The sequence below is a fragment of the Exiguobacterium sp. s125 genome (assembly GCF_018618605.1).
In the GTDB taxonomy this organism is placed as follows: Bacteria; Bacillota; Bacilli; order Exiguobacteriales; family Exiguobacteriaceae; genus Exiguobacterium_A; species Exiguobacterium_A oxidotolerans.
In genome coordinates this window covers 224152-239593 of sequence record NZ_JACSMI010000002.1, presented here as the reverse complement: position 1 = coordinate 239593, position 15442 = coordinate 224152, and the positions used below count along the sequence as shown (strand labels likewise).

The window sequence follows — 15442 nt, the reverse complement described above, 5'->3', positions numbered from 1 at the left end:
CTATAAGTCCCCCTTAGTTGGCTCGACGATAAAACGGTGTGTTCACACGTTTTGCGGCTAGTTTCTTTCCACGTACTTCCACTTCGAACTGGTCCTCTGTCGCATATTCTGCTGGTACGAGCGCCAAGGCAATGGCTTTACCGATTGTCGGCGGCAACGTCCCTGTCGTCACAAAACCAACAGTCTCTCCATTCAGTAAAACCGGAGCATCCTGACGGACAATCCCTTTATCGACGAGTTCAAGTCCAATCAAACGGCGTGGTGCGCCTTGTTCTTTTTGTTGTGCGAGCACATCTGACCCGATGAATTTTTTCGCTTGTGGTTTGACGGCAAACCCCATCCCTGCTTCGATTGGTGAAATCGTCGCCGATAACTCATGACCATAGAGTGGTAAACACGCTTCAAAACGTAAAGTATCACGCGCGCCAAGACCACATGGAACGACACCTGCTTCAAGTAGTGTCTTAAAGACATGTTCTGCATCTGCTGCCGGCATATATAACTCGAATCCGTCTTCTCCCGTATAACCACTGCGCGAAACTAACATGTCGATGCCTGCCACTTTCCCGTAAACGAACCGGAAAAATTTAATTTCATTTAATGCGAGCTCCGTCATCGCCGACAGGACTTCTTCTGCTTTAGGACCTTGGACGGCAATCTGCCCATACGCATCCGATTGGTTTTCAAGTAACACGTTTCCTTCTAGATACGAACGAAGATGCGCTTCATCTTTCTCGATATTCGAGGCGTTGACGACTAGTAAATATTTTTCCTCTTCCAGTCGATATACAAGCAAGTCATCGACCGTCCCACCATCTTCTTGACATAAAACATTGTATTGAGCCTGTCCAATGGCAATCTTAGAGATATCATTCGACAGCGTCTTTTGAAGAAACGCTAATGCTTCAGGACCTGTCACTAACAATTCTCCCATATGAGATACATCGAACATCCCTACTTGTTCACGTACTGCAATGTGTTCTTCCTTGATTGATGAAAACAGAACCGGCATTTCAAACCCTGCAAAATCGACCATTTTCCCCATCGGTGCGATCGTTTCAAACAATGGCGTTCTCTTCAATGTCGTCTGACTCATACATATCCCCCTATTTACGAACATTTTATGTTCCTTTTCTCTTTAATGTTCAACTTTCATTTACATTCTATCAACTTCAAACCTATTTTTCTAGGTTTATTCGGAAATTGAACAAAACTAAAGAGAGAAAGGACGAAGTCCCTTCTCTCCTATTGTTTCACATTCGCTCAATGAAAGCCATTTCAAAATTGCTTGAGTCCAGCTGTATGTTGAACTTCTGTTGAAAGTCGTTGCCCTTCAACCATTAGTTGACGCGCCCCTTGCTCAACACGCTTCCCTTCACTCACAAGATGATCGACATTTCCTTTAATTTGATCAATCCGATTCGTCGTATGGTCGACGCCTGCCTGCAACGTTTGCTGACGGATCGTAAATCGCTCCAACAACTGTTTTACAAGCCGTAAGTCTTGTGAAATCTTCTTTTTATAAAGCACAAATCCATAAGCAACTAAGCCGAGGACCGCTACTACAATGATTCCAAGGTTAATCCAAATCATGACTTTTCCTCCAATACCGATTCTATTTCTGCCGTTAGCTCCCGAATCGATTTCATTCCCTCTAAACGAAGATCCGCACCGTCTGCATAGATAGGACGTCTGCGCATATACAAAGACTTCACAGTCTCGTACTTCCCTACTAAGGGACGATTTCGGTCCGACTCAATTCGTCTCCAAATCGAATCGAATGGTGTATCAATCCAGATTACCGTACCCGTTTCCTTCATCCATGTACGATTTTCGGGTCGTTCAATGATTCCACCACCCGTGATGACAATTTGAGATTGACTGTTTCGTAACAATTCGCTTTCGCGCGCTCGAAACCCTGCCTCACCATGTGCTGCAAAAAAATCAGCAATTGATTGACCATACTCTTGAACAAAACGTTCATCCAGTTCATCTACGTCATATCGTTCGCTCAACTTCCGACCAATCGCTGTTTTACCAGTTCCCATAAAGCCAATTACATAAACCTTATCCATCCGAAACGACCGCCTCGATTCTTTGTCCATTATCTAAGATTGCTTCCATTTTAAAGCCTTTATCCGTTCGGATACAAGTAACTCGTCCAATCGGATAACGGATCGTCTCATCTTGGCGACAGTCATGTGATGCCGCTCTGACAAGGGACTCGAGTTGAAGCGCCTCTTGCTCTAGCTTATACTGTTTGATGGTCTCATCCATCCGCATACAACCTAGTAGCATCATGGCACCAATTCCTATCAGAATCAATAAGGTTTGAATCAGGATGAACCCGGTTTCTTGCAGGCGTAAGTTCGAGACCGCTGATTGAGTTCGATTACGATTCGGGCACCGTCTTCTTTGATTCGATAATGCGTCACGTCGTGGGCATACGTCAGTTCGCCTCCAAACTCTTTTTTGAGCCGTATTTGATTTTGTACACGAACGAGCCGCCATTTAATCGGCTCCTCTCCAGGGTCGACATCCCGCCCCCTCAGCTCTTCTCCTACTAATCCACACTCAATGCTGCGCCACATCAATCGTTCGACGGTATGAAAAAACAGGTCCTCTTCCATCCATTCTGTTTGGTTGGCGTTGCTAACGAGTTGTGTCATCGTCAATAATCCAAGGAGTAATAGAGGACTCAACCAAAGGACCATTGAAATTTCGAGGAGGGTCGTTCCGGATTCGGCTCGCAAGGCATAACGTTTCAAGACACCACTTCCCTTCCTCGACACGATACCCCGTCGAATCACCCGCCACTTGCTTCGATGCCATCTCGTCCAAGCGCCGTGTCTCAACAATTAACTGTGTTTTTTGTTTTTCGAAATTCAAGTAAGGATCAATCGCTAATACTAAGAACAAACTGATGGCGACAAGCGAAAGTGTCACTTCAAGGAGAGTGAATCCACGCTCTTCCTCCGAGCAAACAACTCTTTTTACCTTTGACCGCATGCCATTTCACCTCATTTGTTGAATCAACATTTGATAATTTCCGAGGAGGAATTTTATTTCATATTCTTGTTTTGCTGAACGGCAGTACCAGGTCGAGGCATAGGTCGAATGATAACTTTTAAAGTAAATCACTCGCCCGGTCGTCGGGATGATACAACTATGACCAGGTTGAAACGTTCTCTGCCACAGGATTCGATCGTTCACCATGATAAAATATCCCGCCCCGTCTGCACGCCATCGAAATTGAATGGTATTTTGATTATCCGTTTTAGAGTATTGCAGTAACCGTAACGTCTGAAAATCTTGCCGCATCATCGCAATATCTTGTTCGAGTAAATAAATTGCCGGGCGCCGATCAATAACAGTCGGCAATAACAATAAGCACAGCAGACCTGTAATCATTAAGACTCCACTCATTTCAATCAATGTAAACCCGTCACTTCGTAAGTTCGCCTGTTTTTGAATCATAGGTATACGTCTCCTGATCGCAGAGCAGTTCATTTGGTTTTTCAGCAGTACCACGGTTAATCGTCTGCAATGTTTCCGGATATTTTTTTTCTTTCGCATAATAGAGGTTGACCTCGGAACGAATGACACGGATGTTCGCTTCACAACTAACACCTTTCGCTTGATCTTTCCCGCTCGTCATCGTCGGAATTAATACGAGCAGCAGTAGCGAAATAATTAATAAGACAGCAGCCATTTCAAGTAAAGTGAATCCACGTTCGTTTTTCAAGAATCGTCTCATAATCAAAACTCCTTCTTTCTTCAAAATGGAAGTTGTTGAATCGCCAGTTGGATTGGGTAGTACAAAATAAAAAATAAGCTGCCTGTCATGATCGTCAAGCCTCCATACAAGACCGGTTCAATCAACAGCAGTTTTTTCTCTAACTCTTCTTCAATCGATTCATGCAACAAACTGGCTTGTACTAGCAATAATGGACCTAAGTCACCACTTTCTCGAGCAAGGTGAACGAGCCCAACGGTTTCAACATCAATGATTTGTTCTTGTAAGATGGCTTCAGATAACGAGGTGCCCGCTTGTTGATGTTGGTGAAGCATCGCGTACATTTGTTGTTTCTTTCCCGTCTGTCCCTGTTCAAGCGAGCGGAAAGCCTCTTCTAACGAGAAACCTGCGTCAATAAAGGAACCAATCTCAATCGTAAACAAGTAACTGTAATACAACTGAAGGAGTTTCTGAATGATTTTAAACTGTAATAGCCGTTTGACCGGAATCAGACGAAAGGTGAGAAGGAGGATTGAAAGTAACAGAATCGGAGTCGCTGCAAGGACGTACTTGGCTGAAGGGTGTAAAATCAAGACTAAAAAGCGCGGAAGACTTTCTGGACTCGACATCTCGAGTAGGGAAGGAAACACGTAGAGGGCATAAAACATGAAAAGTAACATCAAGCTTGAGGCGAGGACAAGTGGATACCGCGCCATTTTCCAAAATTTCTTTTTCATTTGATTTTCTAACTCCAGCAAGCGAATGACCTGATGTAAAATCATCAAGGGGCGTTCCGTTTGATCACCCACCTGAAGCAGACGCTGGAGCGAAGGGGACAAGGCGAGTGGTTCTAATGCGATGGATAACGGATTTCCGCTCTCTAACCGACGTTTGATTTCTTCAATGACCGGCAGAAGGATCGGCTCTTCGAATCGTTGTAAGATTTCTAACGTTTCTTTCGTCGAAATGCCTTTTGACAATAGTCGATGAAATCGGTTTAAAAAGCGACATTTGCTGTTCGTGTTAAGTTTTCTACTGTACAGTGGACATCCCCCTCCTCCCGGTAAAGATGAATGATTTTTTTACAGACCGCTAACTCCTCCCCTGAAATCCCTAGCGATTTTAAGCGTAACAACACTTCATTGACTGTTCCGGCATGTAAAGTAAATACGACGACGTGCCCACTAAGAGCAGCATTGATCGAGAGTCGTGCCGCTTCAGCAGTTCGAACTTCCCCAAAAGCAATCCAATCCGGGTCTGCCCGAAGAATTTCCTCAAAACAACGTGTCGCGTCAAAACCGGCCTTTTCATTTAACTCAAGCTGTAAGACACCAGGCACCGTACATTCGACGGGGTCCTCGACAGAGATGATCCGCTTGCCTTCCATCGATGCCATCAAGGAATAGAGCATCGTCGTCTTACCTGCCCCCGTCGTCCCAGAAATGATGATACAACCGTGACTTTGTTGTTGAAGCCATTCTAAATCCTCAATCGGATTGAGAAGCGTCGATGCAATCTCACTCGAGACAACCGCCCGATAGAAGCGCCATGACATCGCGTCCCCGTGACGACTTGGTAAAATCGAGACCCGCATCCCGCTTTGGTCAACCGGATAGACACCACTTTGCGGAATCCGTTCATTTTGTTCTTTCAAGTTGGATTCATACCGAATATGACTAACGATTGAACTGTATTGACTAAAAGGGATTGCTTCTTGTTCCTTTAATCCGTCGGCCGTCCTACAAATGACACGCGCCATTTGTTCATCTGGAACAAAATGCACATCGGTGACACCACCTTTTGCAAATCGCTGAATCAATTGACTGACAAGTTCTCTCAACATGACACCTCCTTACTTAAAAAAGTACAAAAAAAAAGAAGCCCGGACAACTCGGCTTCTTTAAGATACTTGAGCGATTAAGCGTGCTTTGCGCTTCGCTAGTGTTTCAAGACCTGGTTTATCATACCCGATTACGAGTTGTTTGCCATCAGTAATGATTGGACGACGTAACAGTTTCGGATTATCGCTCATCAATCGGAGTAGTTCGCTTAATTTCATATCCTCTACATCAATCCCAAGATCTTTGAAAGCTTGGCTGCGTGTTGCGAGTAAACTTTCGATGCCGTCTGTCGATAATTTCAACAATTCCATCAATTCGTCCACTGTCGGAGCATTTCTGAACAGATGGCGTTCTTCTACATCAACATGTTCCTCTTTTAACCATGATTTCGTTTTACGACAAGATGTACAGCTCGGATACGTGAAAAATATCAACTCATTTGCCATTGTTGCTCCTCCTCTCAAAATATGCGCTTCTCATTACAGAAACTATACCACGGTTTTTTTAGTTTGTACACCTTTTGTACAACTATTGTACAACTTTTTATTAAACTTCATCTTTTGTTCACAGTTATTCCTTAACAAACACTAGAACATGATGGACGGATGATTGTTTGCTTGGTAAAATAAGTACGTATATTGACTATCTGTCGGATTTAGGGGGTTATATGAATGGGGAGAATGTACCGCGTACTCGGATTTTGGACTGGAATCATTGCAGTCATGGCATTTATCGGCGCACTCGGCGGCGACGCGAGCTCAAGTGAGCATACGGATTCATTTTTAGTTATGGGCTTTGTCTTCTTGGCACAAACTGTCTTCTTTGCAGCATTAGGCTATCTTCGCCTAACTGAAAAAACGTATGTCTACATCTTTGCAGCTTACTTAACAGTATTCTTTATCGTCTTCACGTATTGGTCCAACTTCCAGATGTAAAATAAAAAAACGCCTTCTCTTCAATCGAAGAGAAGGCGTTTTTTTACACGTAATCAAAAGAACGGGTTGTTCTTAACTTCTTGACGCAATGTTGTCGTCGGACCATGTCCAGGGTAAAACGTCGTGTCATGCGGCAACTCAGCGATGATTCGATCAATCGAGCGCATCAACGTGTCTTGGTCGCCACCATGTAAGTCCGTCCGCCCAACACTCTGCTTAAACAACAAATCGCCGGCAAAGGCAACCCGTTCATTTTTGAAGTAGAACGTAACGCTACCAGGCGAATGCCCAGGCGTCTCGAGAACATGCATGTTAAAACTACCGATTGAGAGTGGTCCAGGCTCTAACCGATGCTCAGCCGGTTTGACTTTGACCGGCGGCACACCAAACTTCGACGATCCATTTAAATCGGGATTCGCCAACCATTTTGCTTCTTTTTGATGAAGATAGACTGGAGCCGATGTGAATCGTCTCAACATGTCAACGCCACCGATGTGATCAAAATGAGCGTGTGTTAAGAGGATTGCTTCGACTTGCGCGTTCCGCTGCTCGATTTCGTCAAAGAAACGCATATCTTCCGTTCCCGGATCAATGACGAGACATTTCCCATCTCGAAAAAGAAGGTATCCGTTTTCCGAGGCGATACCTGAAGTAATACTTACGATTTCCATATGATCAGACTCCTTTTAAACATCATTCTTTTCTACTATACACGAAATTGTCGAAACTTCCCTCTTCCCCCTCTCGACTTTAGGCGGATAGTCAGCTAAACTAAAAAGTGAGATTTAAGTGAAATCTTCGTGAACTTCATAACGTGATTTTTAAGGGGGAGTACGTCATGCATTTGGATCAACCAATCGGTTGGCTTTTCTTCATCGTAGCACTCGTCGGTGTTTGGGCCGTCGTCCGTTCACTTAAGAAACGCCAAATGTTTCCACTCGTATTTGCTGGACTGACTGTTGTACTATTCGGCTGGTTCGGTATTGCGACGCTGATTTTCGGTGGAATCCCATCGTAATCGTTGGATAAACATTAAAAAGGTGAGCTTTCTCGTCGAGAAGGCTCACCTTTTTTTGTCGTCATAAGTCTTGCGAAACGGATCGTACGAACAAAAGAAAGCCGAAATCCCTTAAGACGTAGAGGGATTTCGGCTATTTTAGTGTTTATCACGACTTATTTAGACTTTTGTAAGAAACGTAGCAAGTCACCGTAAATGACTTTGTCCGACAGACCGAGTTCTTTTTCAGACTGTTTGACTGCCTCTTTACAGATGGCTCCATTTTCTTCATCCGTCACTTCTTCACCTGTTTTCCGGTCATAACACGTTTCTTGTGTATAAACGGTTTTATCGGTAATGATAGACCCATCACGGAACAAGGCGTAATCTTTATGTTCTTTTGAGAACAAGTCTGTTCCGAATAAGACTTCATCCTTAAAGTCTTTTCCTAATAGGTGGAGCAACGTTGGTTTCATGTCGATTTGACTCGCCACTTCTTCGTGCTTCACACCTTTAGTTTGTCCTGGTAAGTGAATGACGAACGGAACACGTTGCAACTGAGCGACGTCATATGCCGTCAACTCATCTTTTTCGAGGAGTTCCGCCATCGCCGCGTTATGGTTCGTCGAGATTCCGTAATGGTCACCATACAACATGAAGATTGTATCGTCCCATGTACCATCCTCTTTCAGACCATCGATGAACTTACCGAGTGCCATGTCTTGGTATGCGAGGGCTTGGACATAATGATTCAATGTCGTCGAGCTCGTCTCAAGCGGTGGGACAAGTTCATCTTCCGGTTTCGGCATTTCGAACGGATAGTGGTTCGTCAATGTGATGAACTTCGAATAAAACGGACGTGGAAGATCTTTTAACATTGGTAACGACTGTTCAAAGAACTTGTCGTCGAGTAAACCCCACTCCGTTAAATCATCCGGGTTACCGAGATCATAATCGGTCTCCGAGAAGAAACGATCGACACCAAAACTATTGTAGACGATGTCACGATTCCAGAATGATTTATTGTTCGCATGGAACACGGCAGAATAATAGCCGTCTTCTTTTAACATCTCTGGTGTTGCCCGGAATTCATTTTCCCCATTCGTAAAGAACGCAGAACCACGCCCAAGTGGATAGATTGAATTCTCTAAGATGAATTCAGCATCCGATGTCTTCCCTTGTCCCGTATTATGGTAGAAGTTATCCCATGAATGTGACTCTTTAATTAATTTGTTTAAGTTCGGTGTGATTTCTTGGCCATTCGGCGCTTTCAGGCCAACCGCAAATGATTGGGCCGATTCGAATGACATCACGATGACGTTTTTACCTTCGTACTTGCCGAACATGACCGGGTTCGGCTCAGCATACTTCGACGCAACGAAGTTTTGAACTTCCGACAATTCAGAACTGTCCGCAAGAGCTTTTTGTGCTGATGTTTTTGATTGAATCAACGCGTCATACATATGGAAGTTAAACGTTCCGATATTTTTGACGAGTAGTTCGCGATCAAATGCCCGTGTCAATAGTTCCGGACGTTCTGTTTCCGCAAGTGCCAAGTTTCCAAGGAAGACAGCAGTTGCTGCGACGAACGCTAAAATCGCGCGTCCTCGTGACGCGACATTTTTAGACATGTCCATTTTCCGTAAGAAGAATGGAAGAATCAATAGATCGCCGACAATCAATAAGTCTGCCCATGTCAACAATGATGTAAGCGATGCTGAGACCGTCTCAGCATTTGATGTTTGGAACAAGACCGGTAACGTCAAGTAGTCATTGAAGAAGCGGAAGAAAATGATGTCCGCATAAAGAACGAGCGTCGCCAGGACGAGTATTCCGTAGATGAACCATTTTTGAACGTTACCACGGAAGAAGAAACTAAATCCAAACATGAAGAGCGCCGAACTGATTGGATTAATCAGTAAGATGAATGCTTGTGCTGAATTCGTAATCGGAACATCGAAAAACAGCGTGTATGCTACATACGTTTTTAACCAAATTAACAATGTCGCAATCCAAAAAAGTTTATGTTCTGTGTAGGTGCTTTTCACACCTTGGCCTACCTTTAGTCGCATGCGCGACCAAATGCCAGAGTCTTGCTGCATAAAAACCTGCCTCCTAATATACGTGTGTTCTTGACCTGGAACTTTTACACGTCAATCCATATTCTATTTATACCCGTATCACGTGAAAATTTTACGCTTACTTTTACAAAAATGCAACCTGAACAAAGCAGATACTTAACAATCACATACTTTCCTTACGTTTGTAAACAAAAAAAAGATTCGCAAAAGCGAACCTTTTTCTGAAATTTAATGAAATCATTTTTTCAAGAACATTTGTTTCGCAAGCCATGCACAACCGATGACACCTGCGTCATTCTCAAGTTCAGCAATTTTGAAAGTCGTCGACTCAAACACACGCGGTAACGCGAAGCGTTCAAATTGTTTTTTGAGCGGTACCATCAAAGCATCCCCTGCTTTTGAAACCCCACCACCGATAACGATCATTTCCGGATTGATGCTGTTCGCGAGATTCGAGATTGCTAATCCGAGATGGAACGTCACTTCCTCGACGACTTCCGTCGCAATCCGGTCGCCCTTCGTATAGGCATCGAAGACATCCTTCGCCGTCACGGCTTGAATATCGTTCAGGACCGTTTGCTGTCCTTTTCGTTTTTCGAGCCCGAGACGTGCTACACCGGTCGCAGAGGCGATCGTTTCAAGACATCCTTTTCGTCCACAACCGCACAGGACGCCGCCTTCTGCTAACATCGTGATATGCCCGATTTCTCCTGCCATCCCGACTGTCCCGTGAACGATTTGACCGTTCGTAATCAATCCACCACCGACGCCTGTCCCGAGTGTCACAGCAAGTAACTCCGTCGCTCCACTACCGGCACCTTTCCACATCTCACCAATTGCCGCTGCATTCGCATCATTTTCAATAACAGCCGGTAAACCCGTCAATCGTTCAAATTCACCAATCAACTCAAAGTTATTCCAACCGATGTTTACGGCACGTTCGACGACACCGGTATTAAAGTCGATGAAGCCTGGTGCACCGATTCCGGCACCAACGAAGTCTTCCGGACGTTTATTACTCTCTTTACATTTCTCAAAAAAAGATGTCGCGATGTCGCCTGGAATCTGTTCCCCATCATTCAGGATAACCGTCTCGATCTCCCATTTTTCAACGATGATGCCTTGTAAATCAAGAATTGCCATCTTGACTGTCGTTCCACCAATATCAATCCCGAGTAACCATTTCATCTGCATAGCTCCCTTATTCGTAAATGATTTCATCTCTATTAGTTTAGCTGAACGGCAATCTTGTGCAAAGGGTTGCACAAGATTTTTCTCTTACGAATGTCGTGATTTTTTCAATTCATGTGCCAAAATCACCTTCGCTGAATCATATTGCTTTTTTTCTAACACACCGGCTTGCTCGAGCTCATCGAGTTCGAGCATCATCATTGCTATATCCGACTCGCGATCGCCTAAATAGACAATCGTCCCGTACGTTTTCAATAACTGTTGCACATCATAAAGTGTTTTCATCATTCATTTTCTCCTTCACGAACACATTCAGTAAATCATACGTCGCTTGAAGTGACGCTTCATGCGTCCGTTCATACGAGTGACTCGATTCGATTCCTGGACCAAGCAGTCCATGACGGACGTCGTGCCCCGCACTGACGGCTGCTGAAGCGTCAGAACCGTAATATGGATAGATATCGACCTTATACGGAATCGAATGGCTTTGGGCAAGACGTGTGAACTGATGACGTAATGCAAGGTCATACGGTCCTGAGCTATCTTTCGCACAGATTGATACCGTATATTCATCCGAGTGTTGTCCTTCTCCTAATGCGCCCATATCGACAGCGATGTATTCTGCGACGTCTTCAGAAAAACCGGCATTCCCACCAAATCCGACTTCTTCATAATTCGAAATCAGAATTTGCGTCGTATGCGGTAATGTCTCGTTTTTCCACTCCTTGATCAGTTCGAGCAACAGGGCGACGGATGCTTTATCGTCCAGATGACGTGATTTGACGAAACCTGTTTCGGTATGAATAAATCGCGGATCGAACGTCACGATGTCACCGACTTCAATCCCTGCTACCCGTGTTTCCTCTGCCGTCGTTGACCGGATATCGAGTCTCACTTCGATATTCGTCGCATTTCGCTCTTCCGTGTTCGTCACGCGTGACGTATGGACGCTTGAGTGATGGAACAAAATCGTTCCTGAAACGGTCTGTCCGTCCATTTTATGCACGAGACAATTTTCACCTTCGATTGCCGTCCACGCATAACCGCCAAGTTGTGATAACGTCAGTCGACCTGTCGGCAAAATTTCTTTGACCATCGCCCCGAGCGTATCGACGTGTGCTGTCAACAAACGAATCCGTGAAGACTGTCCGGGCAACGTAGCGAGCAATGCTCCCTTTTCTAACTTTTTATACGTAATTCCTTCTGCTTTAAATCGATTTTCTACATATGTAAGAGCATGCGCGGTAAATCCAGTCGGACTTGGGATTTCTACTAATTCACGAATCGTCTCAATCACAGCTTTCATCTTGTTCGCTCCTCGTTTGACGTCCTTTTTAAGAAAGGACGGCTTATTTTAATGAAATCGTTTCCTTCTTATGATACCAAATATCTCTCTCCAGTCGAAAAAGAATGCACAATCAAAAAAAGCGACCGCCTGCTATGAAAAAAAGCCATAGCAACAGTTGCGCTACGACTTTCATCCTTTAAATGACTTCTTAACTCTTTCATTTAGACGTATTTTTTCATCCAAATGTCATCTCGATACGTCCCATCCTCTAGTTTGACCGAATCAGGGTCTTCTGCATATACTTCGAAACCAAGTGATTCATAGAGTTTTTGAGCAGCTTCATTTCCTGACAAGACGGCTAGAATGACTTGTTCGACTTCCGGAATTTGTTTCGCCTCTTCAATCAAGGCCTCCATTAGGGCGCGCCCCGTGCCCCCACGATAATCCGGTGAGATATAGACACCAGAAATCATCGCCTTATGTGATTCCCGTGACAGTTCGTACGGTTTGACCTGACCAAATCCAAACAATGTATCTTCATCGAATATCCCGATCCAAACTTCATCCGACTCCGGATCTCCTTCTAGCCCCTCTTGAACTTCTTCGAGCGGCGTTTGTTGCTCATCGTCAAAAGAATGACCAAATGCATCCGGATGATTTTTTAGCCCTTCGAGGCGTAAGCGCCAATACTGTTCTGCATCTTCCTTTGTTAACGTTCGAAATGTATACATGACTATCGTTTCTCCCCTTTGTGAGTTTTCTAATGTTTCTTAAGACATGAAAAACTCTTCTATCCCTAACATAACCTTTTTCTAGTAAAATAAAACCTAGTTTTCAGATTTTTTATCGCGTCCTTTTTTCTAATCAAAAAATCGTACCCACTGAAACTCCGTTTGCCCGAGTTCAGTGGGTACGATTGACGCTTCCGATTTAACGTAAGACAGGTTCCATCGTTTGACGTAAAACTTCCGCCGAATGATGGAATTTTTTTAATTCCTCATCCGTCAGCGACACCTCGATGACTTCGCGCACACCTTGTCGGTTAATCACGGCAGGTACACCGATATGAATACCAGAAATCCCGTACTGTCCGTCAACGTGCGCTCCTACAGTCAACAAACAGTTCTCGTTCCCGAGAATCGCACGGACGATCCGAACGAGACCAAGTCCAATCGCATAGTATGTTGCACCTTTTCGTTCAATGATATGATAGGCTGCATCGCGTACATTGATATAGATTTGATCTAAATCTTTTTGAGAATAACGATCGTCTTCTGCAAGCAGTTCATCAATCGTTTTTCCATAGATTCTTGAGTTGCTCCAGGCAGCGAATTCCGTGTCGCCATGCTCACCTAAAATATAGGCGTGGGCGTTTCGTGAATCGATATTAAAGTATTCTCCTAACATTTGGCGCAAGCGTGCCGTATCGAGTACCGTTCCTGATCCGAAGACGCGTGACTTTGGTAAACCAGAATATTTCCATGCTAAATGTGCCATGATATCAACGGGATTTGATGCGACGACGATGATGCCGTCAAATCCTGATTCCATGATTTGGCGCATCATTTCTTTCATGATTAAAGCATTTTTCGCAACGAGGTCAAGTCGTGTCTCACCCGGTTTTTGTGGTGCACCGGCCGTGATCACGATGACTTCGGCATCTTTACAATCCACGTAATCCCCTGCCCATATCCGCATCGGCGAAGAACTGAATGGCGTCCCGTGATTTAAATCCATCGCTTCCCCTTCAGCTTTTGCTTTATTCACATCAATGATGACAAGTTCTTCACAAAGTCCAGCTGTCGTCATTTGATACGCAAAACTTGATCCTACTGCCCCCGCACCAATTAACGCAACGCGTGTAACTTTAGCATGTAATTCCATCCGATATGTCCACCCTTCCAAACAAACTAAAAGTTTGTTAACTATATCACAATTAGATTGTAACATCTTTCACAAACTATAAAAGACTGTGTAAACGGTCACATTTTGTCTAATTTGTGTCAACAATATCCTAACATAAGGAAGTCAGGTACTTCACCTTCCATTACCACAATCGATACAACATGAAACCAATCAGCCCCGCTAGCGTACTGGACAAATAATTAACGGCGTCATTCCCTAGCCACTTCCACCCTCGGACATATTGTGTCGTAGTACCATGATGGATTTTTTTCTCGGTTTCTTTGCCACAAATCTGACAACGATACTTTCGTTGAACGGTAGCGCCTAACACCGTATCGAGAATACTGCCAAGGACACCTCCGGCCGCGACGATCAACCATTGCTTTACGGACAAATCGAATAGAATGTCACCCGCTGTCGCGATAAATAATGCACCGATGATTGTCGCGAGTGTCCCGAGTAAAGATACCCCGCCGCTCGTTCCTCGTAAGACCGGTTTAAACGTCCGGATTGAAATCGGTTCTTTTTTAGAAAGCGGACCAATCTCGGATGCCCATGTATCTGCATTCGAAGCAGCAATGACAATCAAGAAAACTAATAAAAAATCAAATTCATTTGTCAGTACAACGCCTATCGAAGCAAGCATAGCGGTTCCACCGTTGGCAAGCACTTGCCAACCATCTCGTGCACCATCCTTCTCGACGATTTGATCGACGGACTGCTTGCGTGCCTTACCGAGTTTTGATAACAGGCTAGAGCTACCGAAGAATAACAGTAACAGGACTAATCCTTCATAATCGAGCGCATAGACGACCGTGCTGCCGACAAGTATCGTCAACAATGCACCGCTTTTCGTTAATAATCCAAATTGATAGCCAGCATATCCGAGAGCTAAGCAGATGAATAGAAGAACAGTTAATGACATTGAATGACCTCATCTTCAGTGACAATTGTATCAACCGGGCGATCAAATGATTCTACTTCGAATCGTTCCACGACTTGAACGGCAAATGCAATCGAAAGCGTCGGACCTGAAAAATCAATCAACGCACGATCGTAAAATCCACCGCCCCATCCTAAGCGATAGCCATTACGCATATAGGCACGACCCGGTACGATACAAAGATCAATCGTCGGCAATGCAATTTCAAAAGCAGTTGCATCCGGTTCAAAAATCCCCATCGAATTCTCAATCAGTCGACTGCTTGGCGAATGTTCAAAAAATCTCATTTCTTGACCGATGACCTTCGGAATGACGACACGTTTTCCATCCGCCCATGCTTGTTGAATGACTCGATCCGTTGAACATTCGTTTCGAAACGAGAGGGTCACCGCAATTGATGTCGCACTCATCCATTCTGGCAATACAAATAACTGCTCTGCAATTCGTCGTTCCCGCTCCTGCCGGTTTTCCAACCGGTTCAGTCGCTCCGCGATTACCCGTCGCACCGCTTTTTTATTCATATAG

Annotated in this window: 22 protein-coding genes; 2 read left to right on the top strand and 20 right to left on the bottom strand. The window is 44.4% G+C overall.

Annotated features, from left to right (window positions below; genetic code table 11):
• Window positions 1-13: 13 nt before the first annotated feature.
• The 11 genes from gcvT to KNQ05_RS08835 all read right to left on the bottom strand — a co-directional run bounded on the left by gcvT (window position 14) and on the right by KNQ05_RS08835 (window position 6023).
• Window positions 14-1096 (bottom strand): glycine cleavage system aminomethyltransferase GcvT, encoded by a 1083-nt coding sequence (gene gcvT / locus KNQ05_RS08885; RefSeq protein ID WP_214805186.1) that lies wholly within the window; start codon window positions 1094-1096, stop codon window positions 14-16.
• 182 nt (window positions 1097-1278) lie between these two features.
• Complete coding sequence (locus KNQ05_RS08880) at window positions 1279-1593, bottom strand: hypothetical protein (RefSeq protein WP_214805183.1); 315 nt, start codon at window positions 1591-1593, stop codon at window positions 1279-1281.
• Window positions 1590-2075 carry a shikimate kinase gene (locus KNQ05_RS08875; protein ID WP_088836600.1) on the bottom strand — a complete coding sequence of 162 codons (486 nt, stop codon included), beginning with the start codon at window positions 2073-2075 and terminating at the stop codon, window positions 1590-1592. Before KNQ05_RS08875 ends, KNQ05_RS08880 begins: the two co-directional genes overlap by 4 nt.
• Window positions 2068-2301 carry a hypothetical protein gene (locus KNQ05_RS08870; protein ID WP_239456854.1) on the bottom strand — a complete coding sequence of 78 codons (234 nt, stop codon included), beginning with the start codon at window positions 2299-2301 and terminating at the stop codon, window positions 2068-2070. The genes KNQ05_RS08875 and KNQ05_RS08870 overlap by 8 nt, the downstream gene beginning before the upstream one ends.
• A gap of 35 nt (window positions 2302-2336) precedes the next feature.
• Window positions 2337-2768 (bottom strand): hypothetical protein, encoded by a 432-nt coding sequence (locus KNQ05_RS08865; protein WP_251132500.1) that lies wholly within the window; start codon window positions 2766-2768, stop codon window positions 2337-2339.
• Window positions 2653-3009 (bottom strand): prepilin-type N-terminal cleavage/methylation domain-containing protein, encoded by a 357-nt coding sequence (locus KNQ05_RS08860; protein WP_214805181.1) that lies wholly within the window; start codon window positions 3007-3009, stop codon window positions 2653-2655. Before KNQ05_RS08860 ends, KNQ05_RS08865 begins: the two co-directional genes overlap by 116 nt.
• A 6-nt stretch (window positions 3010-3015) precedes the next feature.
• Window positions 3016-3477: a prepilin-type cleavage/methylation domain-containing protein gene (locus KNQ05_RS08855; protein WP_251132127.1), complete on the bottom strand. Its 462-nt coding sequence runs from the start codon at window positions 3475-3477 to the stop codon at window positions 3016-3018.
• The gene (locus KNQ05_RS08850; protein ID WP_088836598.1) at window positions 3446-3757 is read right to left on the bottom strand and encodes a competence type IV pilus major pilin ComGC; all 312 of its coding nucleotides are present in this window, start codon (window positions 3755-3757) and stop codon (window positions 3446-3448) included. Before KNQ05_RS08850 ends, KNQ05_RS08855 begins: the two co-directional genes overlap by 32 nt.
• Before the next feature lie 20 nt (window positions 3758-3777).
• Window positions 3778-4716: a type II secretion system F family protein gene (locus tag KNQ05_RS08845; protein WP_251132492.1), complete on the bottom strand. Its 939-nt coding sequence runs from the start codon at window positions 4714-4716 to the stop codon at window positions 3778-3780.
• Window positions 4717-4733: 17 nt separating this feature from the next.
• On the bottom strand, window positions 4734-5579 hold the full coding sequence (locus KNQ05_RS08840) for an ATPase, T2SS/T4P/T4SS family (protein WP_239456848.1): 846 nt from the start codon (window positions 5577-5579) through the stop codon (window positions 4734-4736).
• Window positions 5580-5636: 57 nt separating this feature from the next.
• Window positions 5637-6023 (bottom strand): Spx/MgsR family RNA polymerase-binding regulatory protein, encoded by a 387-nt coding sequence (locus KNQ05_RS08835; RefSeq protein WP_029332995.1) that lies wholly within the window; start codon window positions 6021-6023, stop codon window positions 5637-5639.
• A gap of 225 nt (window positions 6024-6248) precedes the next feature.
• Between KNQ05_RS08835 and KNQ05_RS08830 the strand changes: the two genes are divergently transcribed.
• Window positions 6249-6512 carry a DUF2626 family protein gene (locus tag KNQ05_RS08830; protein ID WP_012369782.1) on the top strand — a complete coding sequence of 88 codons (264 nt, stop codon included), beginning with the start codon at window positions 6249-6251 and terminating at the stop codon, window positions 6510-6512.
• Between the two features lie 53 nt (window positions 6513-6565).
• Here KNQ05_RS08830 and KNQ05_RS08825 read toward each other — a convergent pair whose 3' ends face one another.
• Window positions 6566-7183: an MBL fold metallo-hydrolase gene (locus KNQ05_RS08825; RefSeq protein ID WP_088836596.1), complete on the bottom strand. Its 618-nt coding sequence runs from the start codon at window positions 7181-7183 to the stop codon at window positions 6566-6568.
• A 167-nt stretch (window positions 7184-7350) separates the two neighbouring features.
• On the opposite strand from KNQ05_RS08825, the gene KNQ05_RS08820 reads away from it, so the two are divergent.
• The gene (locus KNQ05_RS08820; RefSeq protein ID WP_029332993.1) at window positions 7351-7530 is read left to right on the top strand and encodes a DUF2759 domain-containing protein; all 180 of its coding nucleotides are present in this window, start codon (window positions 7351-7353) and stop codon (window positions 7528-7530) included.
• Between the two features lie 155 nt (window positions 7531-7685).
• Here KNQ05_RS08820 and KNQ05_RS08815 read toward each other — a convergent pair whose 3' ends face one another.
• From KNQ05_RS08815 to KNQ05_RS08780, 8 genes are all read right to left on the bottom strand, one after another.
• Window positions 7686-9611: an LTA synthase family protein gene (locus KNQ05_RS08815; RefSeq protein ID WP_034801229.1), complete on the bottom strand. Its 1926-nt coding sequence runs from the start codon at window positions 9609-9611 to the stop codon at window positions 7686-7688.
• Window positions 9612-9827: 216 nt separating this feature from the next.
• On the bottom strand, window positions 9828-10784 hold the full coding sequence (locus tag KNQ05_RS08810; RefSeq protein WP_157898463.1) for an ROK family glucokinase: 957 nt from the start codon (window positions 10782-10784) through the stop codon (window positions 9828-9830).
• 84 nt (window positions 10785-10868) lie between these two features.
• Window positions 10869-11066, bottom strand: a complete 198-nt coding sequence (locus KNQ05_RS08805) for a YqgQ family protein (RefSeq protein ID WP_214765394.1) — start codon at window positions 11064-11066, stop codon at window positions 10869-10871.
• The gene (locus KNQ05_RS08800; protein ID WP_214769933.1) at window positions 11050-12087 is read right to left on the bottom strand and encodes a M42 family metallopeptidase; all 1038 of its coding nucleotides are present in this window, start codon (window positions 12085-12087) and stop codon (window positions 11050-11052) included. Before KNQ05_RS08800 ends, KNQ05_RS08805 begins: the two co-directional genes overlap by 17 nt.
• A 203-nt stretch (window positions 12088-12290) precedes the next feature.
• Window positions 12291-12800 (bottom strand): GNAT family N-acetyltransferase, encoded by a 510-nt coding sequence (locus KNQ05_RS08795; protein ID WP_088836593.1) that lies wholly within the window; start codon window positions 12798-12800, stop codon window positions 12291-12293.
• A 199-nt stretch (window positions 12801-12999) separates the two neighbouring features.
• Window positions 13000-13953, bottom strand: coding sequence for an L-lactate dehydrogenase (locus tag KNQ05_RS08790; protein ID WP_088836592.1), 954 nt, complete (start codon window positions 13951-13953; stop codon window positions 13000-13002).
• A gap of 163 nt (window positions 13954-14116) precedes the next feature.
• Window positions 14117-14899, bottom strand: a complete 783-nt coding sequence (locus KNQ05_RS08785; protein ID WP_214765397.1) for a DUF92 domain-containing protein — start codon at window positions 14897-14899, stop codon at window positions 14117-14119.
• Entirely contained in the window at window positions 14890-15438 is a 549-nt protein-coding gene (locus KNQ05_RS08780; RefSeq protein ID WP_214805179.1) for a 5-formyltetrahydrofolate cyclo-ligase, read from the bottom strand. The genes KNQ05_RS08785 and KNQ05_RS08780 overlap by 10 nt, the downstream gene beginning before the upstream one ends.
• Between the last annotated feature and the right edge of the window lie 4 nt (window positions 15439-15442).